Annotated in this window: 14 protein-coding genes, 2 riboswitches and 1 other annotated feature; of the genes, 2 read left to right on the plus strand and 12 right to left on the minus strand. The window is 36.7% G+C overall.

The features are described from left to right. Positions 1-76: 76 nt before the first annotated feature. Positions 77-181: riboswitch (SAM riboswitch) on the minus strand. 149 nt (positions 182-330) lie between these two features. Beyond that, positions 331-849 (minus strand): ribonuclease FAU-1 family protein, encoded by a 519-nt coding sequence (locus AC1DIT_RS03015; RefSeq protein WP_016114027.1) that lies wholly within the window; start codon positions 847-849, stop codon positions 331-333. Positions 850-914: 65 nt separating this feature from the next. Further along, the gene (gene gltP, locus AC1DIT_RS03020) at positions 915-2,186 is read right to left on the minus strand and encodes a glutamate/aspartate:proton symporter GltP (RefSeq protein ID WP_016114026.1); all 1,272 of its coding nucleotides are present in this window, start codon (positions 2,184-2,186) and stop codon (positions 915-917) included. A 497-nt stretch (positions 2,187-2,683) separates the two neighbouring features. Between gltP and AC1DIT_RS03025 the strand changes: the two genes are divergently transcribed. Together AC1DIT_RS03025 and AC1DIT_RS03030 are read left to right on the plus strand one after the other, a co-directional pair. Further along, the gene (locus tag AC1DIT_RS03025) at positions 2,684-3,925 is read left to right on the plus strand and encodes a murein hydrolase activator EnvC family protein (protein ID WP_016114024.1); all 1,242 of its coding nucleotides are present in this window, start codon (positions 2,684-2,686) and stop codon (positions 3,923-3,925) included. Between the two features lie 226 nt (positions 3,926-4,151). Next, positions 4,152-4,316: a hypothetical protein gene (locus AC1DIT_RS03030; RefSeq protein ID WP_016114023.1), complete on the plus strand. Its 165-nt coding sequence runs from the start codon at positions 4,152-4,154 to the stop codon at positions 4,314-4,316. Positions 4,317-4,398: 82 nt separating this feature from the next. Here AC1DIT_RS03030 and AC1DIT_RS03035 read toward each other — a convergent pair whose 3' ends face one another. The 10 genes from AC1DIT_RS03035 to AC1DIT_RS03080 all read right to left on the minus strand — a co-directional run bounded on the left by AC1DIT_RS03035 (position 4,399) and on the right by AC1DIT_RS03080 (position 13,245). Next, positions 4,399-5,757 carry a sodium-dependent transporter gene (locus AC1DIT_RS03035; RefSeq protein WP_476998050.1) on the minus strand — a complete coding sequence of 453 codons (1,359 nt, stop codon included), beginning with the start codon at positions 5,755-5,757 and terminating at the stop codon, positions 4,399-4,401. Between the two features lie 111 nt (positions 5,758-5,868). After that, positions 5,869-6,116 (minus strand) — a binding site (T-box leader). A gap of 176 nt (positions 6,117-6,292) precedes the next feature. Continuing rightward, the gene (locus tag AC1DIT_RS03040; protein ID WP_016114021.1) at positions 6,293-6,910 is read right to left on the minus strand and encodes an NAD(P)-binding protein; all 618 of its coding nucleotides are present in this window, start codon (positions 6,908-6,910) and stop codon (positions 6,293-6,295) included. Continuing rightward, the gene (locus AC1DIT_RS03045) at positions 6,885-7,637 is read right to left on the minus strand and encodes a sirohydrochlorin chelatase (protein ID WP_033671030.1); all 753 of its coding nucleotides are present in this window, start codon (positions 7,635-7,637) and stop codon (positions 6,885-6,887) included. The genes AC1DIT_RS03040 and AC1DIT_RS03045 overlap by 26 nt, the downstream gene beginning before the upstream one ends. A 1-nt stretch (position 7,638) precedes the next feature. Further along, a complete protein-coding gene (gene cobA, locus AC1DIT_RS03050) occupies positions 7,639-8,415 on the minus strand; it encodes a uroporphyrinogen-III C-methyltransferase (protein WP_016114019.1) in 777 nt (258 codons plus the stop codon). Between the two features lie 249 nt (positions 8,416-8,664). Next, complete coding sequence (locus AC1DIT_RS03055; protein WP_016114018.1) at positions 8,665-8,877, minus strand: DUF3906 family protein; 213 nt, start codon at positions 8,875-8,877, stop codon at positions 8,665-8,667. Between the two features lie 11 nt (positions 8,878-8,888). Next, positions 8,889-10,511: a nitrite/sulfite reductase gene (locus AC1DIT_RS03060; protein WP_016114017.1), complete on the minus strand. Its 1,623-nt coding sequence runs from the start codon at positions 10,509-10,511 to the stop codon at positions 8,889-8,891. Positions 10,512-10,522: 11 nt separating this feature from the next. Next, the gene (gene cysC, locus AC1DIT_RS03065; protein WP_016114016.1) at positions 10,523-11,116 is read right to left on the minus strand and encodes an adenylyl-sulfate kinase; all 594 of its coding nucleotides are present in this window, start codon (positions 11,114-11,116) and stop codon (positions 10,523-10,525) included. 12 nt (positions 11,117-11,128) lie between these two features. Next, positions 11,129-12,265, minus strand: coding sequence for a sulfate adenylyltransferase (sat, locus tag AC1DIT_RS03070; RefSeq protein WP_016114015.1), 1,137 nt, complete (start codon positions 12,263-12,265; stop codon positions 11,129-11,131). 45 nt (positions 12,266-12,310) lie between these two features. Continuing rightward, complete coding sequence (locus tag AC1DIT_RS03075) at positions 12,311-13,015, minus strand: phosphoadenylyl-sulfate reductase (RefSeq protein ID WP_016114014.1); 705 nt, start codon at positions 13,013-13,015, stop codon at positions 12,311-12,313. 86 nt (positions 13,016-13,101) lie between these two features. Beyond that, positions 13,102-13,245 carry a YezD family protein gene (locus tag AC1DIT_RS03080; RefSeq protein WP_003196202.1) on the minus strand — a complete coding sequence of 48 codons (144 nt, stop codon included), beginning with the start codon at positions 13,243-13,245 and terminating at the stop codon, positions 13,102-13,104. 69 nt (positions 13,246-13,314) lie between these two features. Further along, a riboswitch (SAM riboswitch) is annotated at positions 13,315-13,423 on the minus strand. Between the last annotated feature and the right edge of the window lie 23 nt (positions 13,424-13,446).

Here is a 13,446-nt window from a genome sequence, read left to right on the forward strand (position 1 = left end):
TTCTAAACCTTTTCTATTCAATAACAAAAGACCTCTTCCGAAAAGAAGAGGTCTTATACATCTATAAGAAACACTCTCCTCATCTTTCAAGCACATGCTTGCTGGATTTGGCACAGCACTCCATCGTGAGTCCGCTGCCGAGGCATMGTAGGGCCAGTCCCTCCGCCTCTCTTTATAAGAAGGTTTCATATTTTATTTTTAATAATAATTTCTTCCCTAACTTTACTCGCTTACAAATCAAAAGTCAATTATTATTTGTATAAAAACAGTTGGTATTTTTTGATATTTATACAAAAACACGAATAAATCAGCATAAAGAAAGGAAAATAGTCATTTTAATTTTTGAATTTCTTTTTCTAAAATTGCAATCCAAGGAAGCTTTTCTTTTTCAATTTCCTCCATAAGCCATTTGGCCGTATCCCACGCTACATTATGTTCTTCTTCAGAAATATCTCCAGCTATATACGCTTCTTCTAATTCATCTTCATCCAGTAAATATACCTCACCATTAGGTAATAACACTACATCCAAATATAAATCGTCGAAATAGGGCATACCTCGCCCATCTATTCTAAATTTTTTTGCCACATCAATATAATACTGCACTAAGTTCTTCTTTTCATCGAGCATAGCCGTAATTGCAAAGTGCTTATTATTTATAAAATACTGCACCCATGTGTATCCATCATTTACAATGCAAAGTTCTTGATTATTATATTGCTTGTAACTAGGCTCTGTCACTTTTGGCGTATGCAGTATCCCTAACATTCCTTGCTCTATAATCTTCACTTCATATGTTTTCTCTATTAGCCGTTCCCAGGACGAACCATCTCCGTATTTCCGTTTCATTATTCTCTCTCCTTTACTATGCAGAAAAGCCCCCACATCTTATGTGAGGGCTTTTCCGACAATTATTACGCTGCTTGTTTCTCTGAAATCTCTTTTAAATAGGCTTGTCCTTTTGCATCGTCATATTGACCTTCCCACTTAGACATAACAACAGCTGCTAAAGAGTTACCTACAACGTTAACTGCTGTACGAGCCATATCTAAAATACGGTCAATACCTGCGATAAATGCTAAACCTTCTGCTGGAATACCTACTGTACCAAGTGTCGCTAATAGTACAACGAATGATACCCCTGGTACACCGGCAATCCCTTTAGATGTAACCATTAATACAAGTAATAATGTAATTTGTTGTGTAATGGATAAATCAATACCGTACATTTGCGCTAAGAAAATTGCCGCAATCGCTTGGTATAGCGTCGATCCATCTAAGTTAAACGAGTAACCAGTTGGAATAACGAAAGATGTAATTGCTTTCGGACAACCGAATTTCTCCATTTTCTCCATCAGTTTCGGTAAAACCGTTTCTGAGCTCGCAGTAGAATACGCTAAAATCAGCTCATCTTTTAAAATTTTGAAGAATTGGAAAATATTAATCCTGAATAATTTTGCCGTAAGTCCTAATACAACTACGACGAAGAAAATCATGGATCCATAAACGACGATTACTAATTTCCCTAACGGAATTAGTGAAGCTAAACCAAATGTAGAAACTGTAACACCAATTAATGCGAATACACCAAATGGTGCGAACTTCATAACTTGGTTTGTTACGTAAAACATTGCATCTGCTACACCTTGGAAAAATTGAAGAACCGGTCTTCCTCTTTCACCAACCGCCGCAACTCCTAAACCAAATAGTACAGAGAAGAAAATAATGGCAAGCATATCGCCATCAACCAATGATTTCATAATATTCGTCGGAACGATATTTACAAATGTATCTGCAAACGAATGACTTTGCACTTGAGCTGTCGTTTCTGCATATTTAGAAATATCAGTCTTTGTTAACTGATCCATATTCACGCCTTTTCCTGGTTGAAAAATATTCGCTACCAGTAGGCCAACAACAATCGCAATCGTTGTAATAATTTCGAAGTAAATAATTGTCTTTCCGCCTAATCGACCTAGCTTTTTAACATCACCAACTCCTGCAACCCCAACAACGATGCTCGCTACGACGATTGGTACAACAATCATTTTAATTAATCTGATGAAAATATCACCAATTGGTTTTAAGTATCCTACAACTGTGCTATCGCCATAAAAAATTGCCCCAACTGCAATACCAAGCGCAAGACCTATTAAAATTTGCCATGCAAGTCCAAGTTTTTTCATACTTGCTGCAACCCCCTTCTTAGATGCGTTAACTCTCCCCTTCTCTCGTTCTATGAAACTAAGAAATTAAGAGTATTACATATTATTCGACAATTCACTACATTTTGTCCCTGTTAAAAATGATAAATCAAAAAAGGAAATCTGACAACTAAATAAGTTTACATGAATACAAATAATTTTCTTGACAAAAATAAAACTCATGTCAGAAAACCTCACATGAGAACGATTCCTCACTATTCACTTATAGATTTTAAAACAAAGCTTTATTGTGTAAAATGAAATCATTTTTATTCATTTTACGTGCTGCTAAAATTAAAAAATTCGATTCTTAATACCAATTTTAACTTTACAATTAGGCGACAAACTCTCCTAAAATATTCTTAATTCCGACAATACTTAGCAATTTTATAAAATTTTCTTTACAGTATGATTACAACAATAGACACCCTTCTTCTTCTTATGATATATACATTCATAGGGAAAGGAGCTAGACAACAATGAAGAAATTTGCAGCTTTCAGCGTTTTAGCAGCAGGAACTATTTTTGTTTCTCCGTTACTTTCACCAGTACACGCGGAAACAAATCAAGATAAATTATCTACAATTGAATCAGAATTAGAGGGAAAACAAAACGACTTACAAAATAAATCAGCAGAAAAAGAACAAACAGAAAAAGAAATACAAGAATTACAAAAAAAGATTGATGAACTAACTATTTCTATTAATAAAAATGAAGCTGATTTAAATGATACAAAGAAAGAAATTAGCAAGACTCAACAAGTCATTGCCGAGAAAAAGAAACATATTGAGCAATTACAAACAAACATAGATACACGTCAAGAGGTCATTAAACAACGACTGCAATCTATGCAAGAAAAACCTCGCACAAATATCATTACGGAAGTGTTAACAAATTCAAATAACATCGCAGATCTTGTTGACAATATATATTCCGTAAGTTTGATTTTAAATAATGATACCGATATTGTAAAAAAACAAACGAGTGATCAAGAGGCTGTAACAGCAGAAAAAGAGACTGTTGAGAAAAAGGAACAGCAATTAGAGGAATCCAAACAAAAATTAGAACATAAGCAACAAGAATTGCAAGCGAATCAACAGCAGCAACAAGCGCTCATTAACGATCTACATACGAAAGTATCCAAAGTAGATTCTGAGATTGAGGGATTAGAAGAATCGAAGAGCATTTTAGAAAATCAACGACAAGCGGTTCAAAAAGCAATTGAAGAAGAAAAACGAGCGGAAGAAGCTCGTAAAGCTGAAGAGGCACGCAAGGCAGAGGACGCAAAAAAACAATCTGCACCAACACCGCAAGATACGAACAAAGGTGGATTTATTAAGCCAGCCGCTGGTTCAAAAACTTCTGGATTCGGCGCTCGTTCCCTAGATAATCATAAAGGCATTGATATCGCAGCCGCTGGAACAGTTCCAATTATCGCCGCTGCAGACGGTGTTGTTATTCGTTCCGAATTATCATCCAGTTATGGAAACGTCGTTTACTTATCACATCGTATAAACGGAAAAACTTATACAACAGTATACGCTCATATGAGCAGCCGTTCTGTATCTAACGGACAAACTGTAAAACAAGGCGAGCAATTAGGATTTATGGGGAACACCGGTCAATCTTTCGGACAACATTTACATTTTGAACTTCATATTGGTGAATGGAATGTAGGTAAAACAAATGCAGTTGATCCTTCAAGTTATATCGGATTATAAAAGGAAACTTTAATCATTGTGTTTCTTACCATATTACTTCTTTGCTTTCACTGAATTTTGAGGCAGGAGTTTTACTAGCAGATAAATAAAGAAACTCGGTACATACCGAGTTTCTTTATTTATCCCGAAAGCAGGTTCTTTTTTATTCACCTCCATTATTTTTAACACTTTGTAGGCATTTTACATAGACTAAAACAAAATGCCTATTCATCTAGGGGGGATACACATGAATACAGAACAACAAGCAGAACTACAAGAAGCCAAAGAAACATATGTTGGCCGATTATTTACGCTTGGTAGTTCGATCCTATTTTTAATTGGTTCCGTTATATCAATTGCTACAGCTTATAAAACATATACTCGTTTATTAAAAACATCTACATCACAATAAAGTGAAACTTTAACCAGCGAGAGTATTACTGTCCGCGAATAGCGGGATAAAATAAAAAGGCAGGGAATTTCCCCTCGCCTTTTTATTTTGCAAACATCTTAAATATACCAATTGCATTTAAAAATACGATTACTACTGTAATTGGAATTACATAACGTAGTAAGAAAAACCAAATGTTAAATAATGTTTTTCCTTTCGTTTCTGTAACTTCTAATTCCTTCATTAGTAAATCTTTACTCATTTTATTCGGTACAAACAATGAAATCGCTAGTACTCCTAACGGCAGCAATACATTGCTTACCGCAAAATCCACTAAGTCAAAAAATGTTTTTCCAAAGACTTTTACATCACTCATAACCCCAAATGATAGAGCGCATGGAATTCCAACGGCAAAAATGAGTAATCCAATAATAAATGATGCTGAAGGACGTTTCTTCTCATTATCTTTCGCTACAGATGCAACAACAATTTCAAGCATCGAGATTGCAGAAGTTAAGGTTGCAAAGAAGAATAAAATTAAAAACATAATAAAGAAAAATTGTCCGAATGGTATTTTTGCAAATACTGCCGGGAGAACAATGAACAATAAACCTGGTCCTTCTGTTGGTTTAACCCCTAACGCGAAGATCGCCGGGAAAATCGCTAGTCCGGCAAGCACTGTAATAAAAACTGTTAAGCTCACAATTGATGTTGCTGATTTCGCTAAATGCTCTTCTTTCTTTAAATATGAGCTGTATGTTACCATTACCGAAGCTCCTACTGTTAGTGAAAAGAAAGATTGTCCCATCGCATACAAAATCGTATCTGCTGTTAACTTTGAAAAATCCGGTTTTAAGAAAAACTCTACACCAGCCCATGCACCATCAAGTGTAAGAGCACGAATAATAATAGCAATAAACAAAATAAATAATAGCGGCATCATATACTTACTTGCCTTTTCGATTCCTTTTTCTACACCTTTACTTACAACAAAAATAGTACAAAGCATAAAGATCAGCTGAGCGCCTACCGCACTAGCAGGATTCGAAATTGTTTGTTCGAACAATTTGCCATATTCAACTGCCCCGCTCCAAAAATTCCCTGTCACACTATAATATAGATATAATAAAATCCATCCACCTACGACACTATAAAAGGATAATACACTAAAGCAAGTAACAACGCCCATACGACCAATCCATGGATATAATTTACTATTTGGTACTAACAATTTATATGCAGTAACCGCTTCTTTTTGWGTACTACGRCCWATAACAAAYTCAGCTAWAAGAAGAGGCATACCAATAAAYAAAGTTAATARTAAGAAKACWAGGAARAATGCKCCTCCYCCACCATTACCTGCAACRTAYGGAAACTTCCAWATYGCWCCAAGTCCTACTGCGGCTCCGGCTGCTGCGAGTACAAAACCTATTTTCGATGTCCATTGCTGTGTTTCTTTCATTGTAAATTCTCCTTTTCTGAATATTTACACTTTTCTTAATTATACACTTTCATTTCATACTCGCACACCTCCTTTAGAAAATAAAAAAGCCCCCTAYACGCTACTATGCATGTAGAGGACGATATATGTAATAGAATACCGTGGTACCACCTCGATTGGATTAAATAATCCCACTTGTTCAGGTACAGGAAAAATTCCGATACCCTATCCTTGTAACGGCGGAACCCGGGTTGCCTACTAAATAGTTCAGCATACCTCTCGCAAACCCATTCTGTATATTTTATCGTACCGGGCTCACACCTTATCCCAGCTCTCTGAACGCATCAAATATACGTACTCTTCTTGCTCATCGATTTCATCTATTGAAGTTACTTGTGATTATAGAGTAGATTGCTATATTTGTAAAGAGGAATTTAATTTATCCGGCTATATAAAAGGATCCGACCGCTTCTACGCATGGCCGGATGCTCTCTTCCACCTAAAAAGAAAGGTTTATCTCAGTTTTTTAATTTATATTTTCAGCAATACGTGTATTCTATTCTACACATACTCTTTCAGCTAACTCTTGTAAAAACCTTTCTCTTTTTTTCTGGTTTTGAATATACTCAAGCTTCAACACTTCTTGCAATAAAATATTCTGTTGTCTTTTTTCTAGTCGTAATTGTTTCACCTTCATTCTTACTTCATATAAGAAATCAAGATAGTCTTCATATGTCTCATCATATTTCATCGCAATATCATCCCGAATTTTTTTCGCAAGTTTTGGACTTGCACCTCCAGTAGAAACGGCAACATTGAGCTTTCCTCTATGCATAGTTGCTGGAAAATGAACATTTCCACTTTCAGGATTAGTAATCACATTCACAAGCTGGTTTAATGATGCATCTTGTGCAATATGCTCATTTAATATTGCATCACTTGTAGCTGCTACTACTAAGAATGCATCTTCTAGATCACTTTTTTCATAGTCTTTTTGAAACCAGCGAATTTTCTTTGATTCTACAAGCTTCATTAAACTCTTATCTAAATCACGACTCACTACTACTATATTCGCTCCTTCTTTTAGTAAAGGCGCGATTTTATATGATGCCACTCGGCCACCACCAATGACAACAACTCGTTTATTTCTAATTCGAACTGTAAGTGGGTACACGCTCATCTCCCCTTAAAGTTTCTTCCGTTTTCTGAATCAGCATTTCTTGAAATACATGATTTTCCCCCAAATAAGGACATACATGTATACTCGAATAACTATAATTGCGAACCTCTCGTTCAATATGTTTCATTAACAATCCTGTAAATAGTAGATAAGGCAGAACAACGATGTTCTCATTAGCTCGGTTTACAACTACTTTTAACTTTTCCTCAAATCGCGGCTCCGCTGCAGCTAAATAACATACTTCTACCTTTCCAACTTTCTCTTCTTGTTCAAACAAAGAAGCAATACGCTTAATATCTTGTAACGTCTCAGGATCACTACTCCCCCTTGCAACAAGTAATAGGGTCACTTCATTTTCATACTCTTTAATGCCACTTCCCTTATACGCAGCCGATACGAGTGATTCCGAAACACCAAACGGATTCCCATAAGTCATTACAATGTGAGGATATTTATTTTTCATTTTTTTCAACTCATTTGGGATATCTTCTTTCACATGCCCTGCTGCTAATAAAAAGACCGGAACAACAACAATTTCTGTTGCGCCTCTTCTTACGCAAGCAGCAAAGCCTTCTGAAATAAAAGGCTTTGCTAACTCTAAAAAACACAGCTCTTGAATAGGAGCTGATACACGATTCATACAAGAAGAAACAAAGTCTATCGCTTCCTCTTTCGCCTCTCGCAACCTACTTCCATGGCATATATATAACACAGCTTTCATTTTATAACACTTCGCTTACTGGATACGTAATGTCAGCCTGGCGTTCAAACCAATGAATTTTTTCACGAAAACGAACAACTTCTCCAATCACAATCATACTCGGATTTTGAATCCGCTCTTTTCCAGCAATCGTTACAATTGTTCCTAACGTTCCTGTAATGGTTCGCTGAGATGATGTAGTTCCCCACTCCACAATAGCAACTGGCGTATCTTCTCCTTTTCCATGTTTCAAAAGCTGTTCACATATATAAGGAAGGTTGCTTACTCCCATATAAACAGCAAGCGTATCAACACCTTTCGCTAAGTTTTCCCACTTCACATCTTCTTCAGCACCCTCTTTCCGATGCCCTGTCACAACAGCGAAACTTGCGCTCGCGTCCCGATGTGTAACAGGAATACCAGCATATGCTGAAGCAGCAATCCCAGCTGTAATACCAGGTACAATTTCAAACGGAATACCATGCTTTACTAACGCTTCCGCTTCTTCACCACCTCTTCCGAATACAAATGGATCTCCACCTTTTAAACGCGTTACAATTTTTCCTTTTTTCGCATATTTAACAAGAAAAGCATGAATCGTTTCTTGTTTCATGGTGTGATAGTTTGGTAGCTTCCCACAATATATTAAGTCTGCATCTGGCTTTGCATAAGAAAGTAATTCCTTATTTACAAGACGATCATATAAAATGACATCCGCTCGTTCGATACACTTTACCCCTTTTACAGAAATTAACTCTGGATCTCCCGGCCCTGCACCAACGATATATACTTTTCCCATCATCTCTCCTCATTTCTACTATAAGGTGAAACTTCCATCCCTATTACGAATAGAAGTTACTATATAAATCCATTTTGATTTTCCAACATATAAGTCACTGCTATAAAGAACAAAAGGTGACCTGCACTCGTTTTCTCTCTTTGTTTTCACTCGACATGAGGCAAGAGGAGGAGCTGACCGCTGCTATGCATGGCCGAATGCTCTCTCCCACCTGAAAAGAAAGGTTTGATATCGGTTTTTCAACTTGTATTACACTGTCTCCTGCTCATGAATGACAAATGCTGCACCTGTTCGAATCTTCTTTTTTTCATAGAGAGAGATTTCTTTCACTTCTGGAAGCGGTAAAAAATACTTCTCTAATTCTACTTCCACAAGTTTAAACGCCTGTTCTTCACTTTGCGCAACAACCACTACAGGAACAACACCATTTGCCAATACTGCTTCAAAACGATACAAATCCATATTGCTCCCTCCTAAGATGCAATCACTTCTTCTAAAATATGATTTAAGGCCTCTTGTAAATCTTCTATACCAACGCGTCCTACAAACTCATAAAATGTTTCAGCTGGCAGTTTATGTTCTTTAAAATATGTTAAAAACGATACAAGAACATTGGGAAGGTCTTCTCCATCAATCTTTCCTTTTAATTTTTGGTTATAGACACCACCATCTAATAACGTACCACCTACATAAATTTCAAATGCTTCAACAATTCCTTTTTCTTTCGTTTTCAATTTCACCCCTTGCAAGCCAATGTCCGCAATTTGTCTTTGTCCACATGAATTTGGACATCCTACCATATGAATACGAACCGGAACATCTAAAGCAAGCTGTGTATCTAAATAATCTGCAATATTACGTAGTCTTTCTTTCGTTTCTACTAATGCAAGGTTACAATACTCAATACCWGTGCATGATACCGCATATCCGATGAAAGATTTTGGACTTGCAGAAATAGATTCAAATAAAGGTTCTTTTAACAGTCCTTCTATATTTCCTTTCGGAACATTCGGAATAATGAGGTTTTGTGAGTTGCATGTACGAATTTCACCATTTCCGTACTGTTTCGCAATTCTAGCAATTTCAAAGAACTCCTCAGAGTGTAAGCGACCAACCGGTACGTTAAAACCAACGTATGATAAATTCCCTTGTTTTTGCTTATGAACACCGTAGAAATATCCAGCATTCCATCCTTTTAAAGCATCCTTCCCTTTATCATGTAAATGTCCTGTATATTCTAATAATTTTTCTTTAAATTTTTCCGGTCCCCAATCCGCAACTAAGAATTTCAAACGTGCCAAATGTCGTTTTTCACGATATCCAAAATCACGGAAAACGGTAGCAATTGCAATCGCAACCGATTTCACTTGCCCAGGAAGTATGAATAAATCTAGTTCTTGTGCTAAATACGGACGGGCAGATAACCCCCCGCCTACTCGTAAATGAAATCCCTCCACCGTTTTTCCATCAATCTCTTTTGTAGCCGGAATGAAGGCAGCACAGTTAATCTCAGCATTTGCTGCATTATATACGTTTGTGCTGATCGACATTTTAAACTTTCGAGGTAAATTTGAAAATTCTTCATTATGTTGAAAGAAATCATATACCTCTTTTACAATTGGCGCTGTATCAAATAGTTCATCACCATCAATACCAGCAAGGGGGTTCCCAATAATATTTCTTGTAATATCACCACAAGCTCCCGCTGATGATAATCCTACCTTTTCTAAGCGGTTAAAAATATCTGGTATTTGACCAATTTCAAGCCAATGGAATTGAATCGCCTGTCTTGTAGTAATATCAAGAACATCACGACCATAATCTTCCGCAATTGAAGCCAATACCTCCACTTGTTCATTCGTTAAAATACCAGAAGGAATATTAACGCGCATCATAAAATACCCTGCCTCTTTTGGACGTTGTAAATATAACCCCGCCCACTTAAATGAATCCCACTCTTCTTTCGGAATAGAATCAAATCCATTTTCAGCATAATACGGAATAGCTTTAAAGATTTCTAAGCCATCTTTTTCTAATTTCTTTTTCTCTGTAGCATTTAACTTTTCATTGTTTGCCCACACTTTTTCATAACTCATTTTTATTCCCCCTATATAAAGCTACGCTCTTGTAAGTAACCGATAATTTGTTCTGCACATTGTTCAATCGAATAAAGATACGTTTCTACAACCACTTCTGCTCCAAACGGCTCTTCATACGGCGAATTAATGCCGGTAAATTGCTTAATATCGCCTTGTCTCGCTTTTTTATAGAGCCCTTTCGGATCACGTTTCTCACATTCTTCTATTGGACACTTTACAAACACTTCGAGAAATTCGTCCTTTTCAAGAATATCCCTTACTTGCTGGCGATCCACTCGAAATGGAGAAATAAATGCTGTTAATACAATTGTCCCTTGATCTACAAATAACTTTGCCACTTCACCAATACGACGAATATTTTCTGTCCGATCACTTTCGGAAAATTCTAAATCTTTATTTAAACCATGACGAATATTATCGCCATCGAGTACATAATTACCAATATTTTTTTCAAATAATTTTCGGGCAACCGCATTTGCTACTGTTGATTTTCCAGAAGCTGATAAGCCTGTGAACCAAAGGACAAAACTGTGGTGACCACTTTTCTTTCGTCTTTCCTCTTTTAAAACAGATGCTGTATGCCAAGTGATATTTGTTTCCATCCTACTCTCTCCTTATTTTGTAACGACTTCTTTTTGTAAACCACGAATTAATATTTCTATAACTTCTTTACGGCTAAATTCACTTGGTGGAATTTCTCCATTTCGCAACATTTCTCTTACTTTCGTCCCTGATAAAATAACATGTTCTTCTTTACTGTGCGGACATGTTTTCGTAGAGGCCATCGCCTCACATTTTGCACAGTAAAAACTATGTTCAAAGAAGAGTGGTGCAATCCCTAACTCTTCTACTGTAAAATTCGTAAAAATCTCTTGCGCTTCGTACGTACCGTAATAATTCCCTACCCCAGCATGATCACGCCCCACAATGAAGTGCGTACAACCAAAGTTTTTTCTAACCAGTGCGTGAAATATCGCTTCACGTGGTCCTGCATAGCGCATTGCTGCTGGAAAAACACTTAAAAAGACACGGTCACTCGGATAATAATTTTTCAAAAGCACTTCATAACTTTCCATACGTACATCAGCTGGAATATCATCTGATTTCGTTTCACCAACGAGCGGATTTAAAAATAAGCCATCTACAATTTCCAGTGCAGACTTTTGAATATATTCATGTGCACGATGAACAGGATTTCTCGTTTGAAAACCTACCACTGTTTTCCAGCCACGTTTTGCAAACTCTGCACGTGTTTCACTTGGATCTAAATGATAAGAAGCAAACTTATCATTTTCAAAACGCTTCACAAGCGTAATTGTTCCTCCAACATAAACATTTGGCCTGTCATATAACTTTTTCACACCTGGATGGGCAGTATCAGTCGTTTTATAAACAAGCAATGCTTCCTTGTCTTTATCCGGTGTAAAAATATCTTCTATTTGAATCACACCATATGTGGTCCTTTCTTTGACAAGACGAACCTCTTCACCAATTTTTAATTGCTTCGCCTTCTCTTCTGTTATTGGTAGTGTAATAGGTATACTCCATACATCACCACTTACTAAACGCATGTTTTCTATAACAGATTGATAATCTTTCTTTCCTAAAAATCCAGTAAGCGGGCTATAACCACCTATTGCAACAAGCTCTAAATCACTTAAAGCAATTTTGTCCAATTCAATTTCTTTTGTAATCCCCTTTATTTCATATGTTTCATCAATACGATTTACTAATATTTTGGTTTTACTCATTCCCCTGTCCGCCTCTTTCACATATATTTAAAATCAACCATGACCTTATTGATCATGAAGGCCACATTCCGTTTTCATCTTTCCAGCCCATCGTCCATCCCTTGAATCTCCCCTCTCTCCCACAGGCAACGTACATTTTTCACACCCTATACTTGGGTAACCCATGTCGTGCAATGGATTATAAGGCAAATCATGCTTATATACGTAACGCCACACTTCCTTCCACGTCCAATGAATAAGCGGACAAATTTTAATAGATTGGAAGCGATGATCCTGATTTATAAACCTTGTATGTTTACGCGTTTCAGATTGTTCCCTTCTTAGCCCTGATATCCACGCTTTTCCATTCGATAAGGATTCCTCAAGTGATAAAATTTTCCTTAATTTACAACAAAGATTCGGATTATGTTCCCACAAACGATCCCCATGCTTTTTCGCTTGCTCCTCAAGCGTTAGCGAGGGTTGCTTTTCAATAATTTCAAGATCCGGAAACCTTTCGCGCACCCGCTTAATTAAATCGTATGTTTCTTGAAAATGAACGTTTGTATCTAAAAATACAACTTTTGCAGATGGATTTACTTGGTTTATAAGATGTAACAACACCATCCCCTCTACACCAAAGCTACATGCGTATACAATTTCATTTTCATAATGTTTATAGGCCCACTCTAATACTTGTAACGCTCCTTTTGTTTCATCTTTCTCAAAAAAAGAAACGAAATCCTCTTTCCACGTTTCATACGTCAGCATGTTCTTTCCCCCCTGTAACGCAAAAAGACGGTTTTAACCTAATAAAATAGATTAAAACCGCCTCTAGTTTTTCTAGTCAGCGCTTTTTACTTTAAGCGTACCTTTTCACTTTTTTCAAGCTGAATCACTTTTCCATCTTGCACAACAATTGTAATAGAACCATATTTCATATCCGCAAGCATCGTTTGAATTTTCTCAGCTACTTCGTCAAAATGTCCACGCACTCCCACGAACAGCCCCCCTTTTTATTCATAAAAAAAATCTTTTCCATTTCGAAAAGACTGTTCGGTAATATATTTACCTTATCTTTCAAAATGGATGCCATTTTGCTGGACTTAGCACCTTGCTTCTTATAAGCAGGTTGCTGAGCTTCGTAGGGCCAGTTCCCTCCGCTTCTCTTGATAAGCTTTGTATTTGTATTTTATCATAAT

The sequence above is a fragment of the Bacillus sp. 05T22 genome (assembly GCF_056396765.1).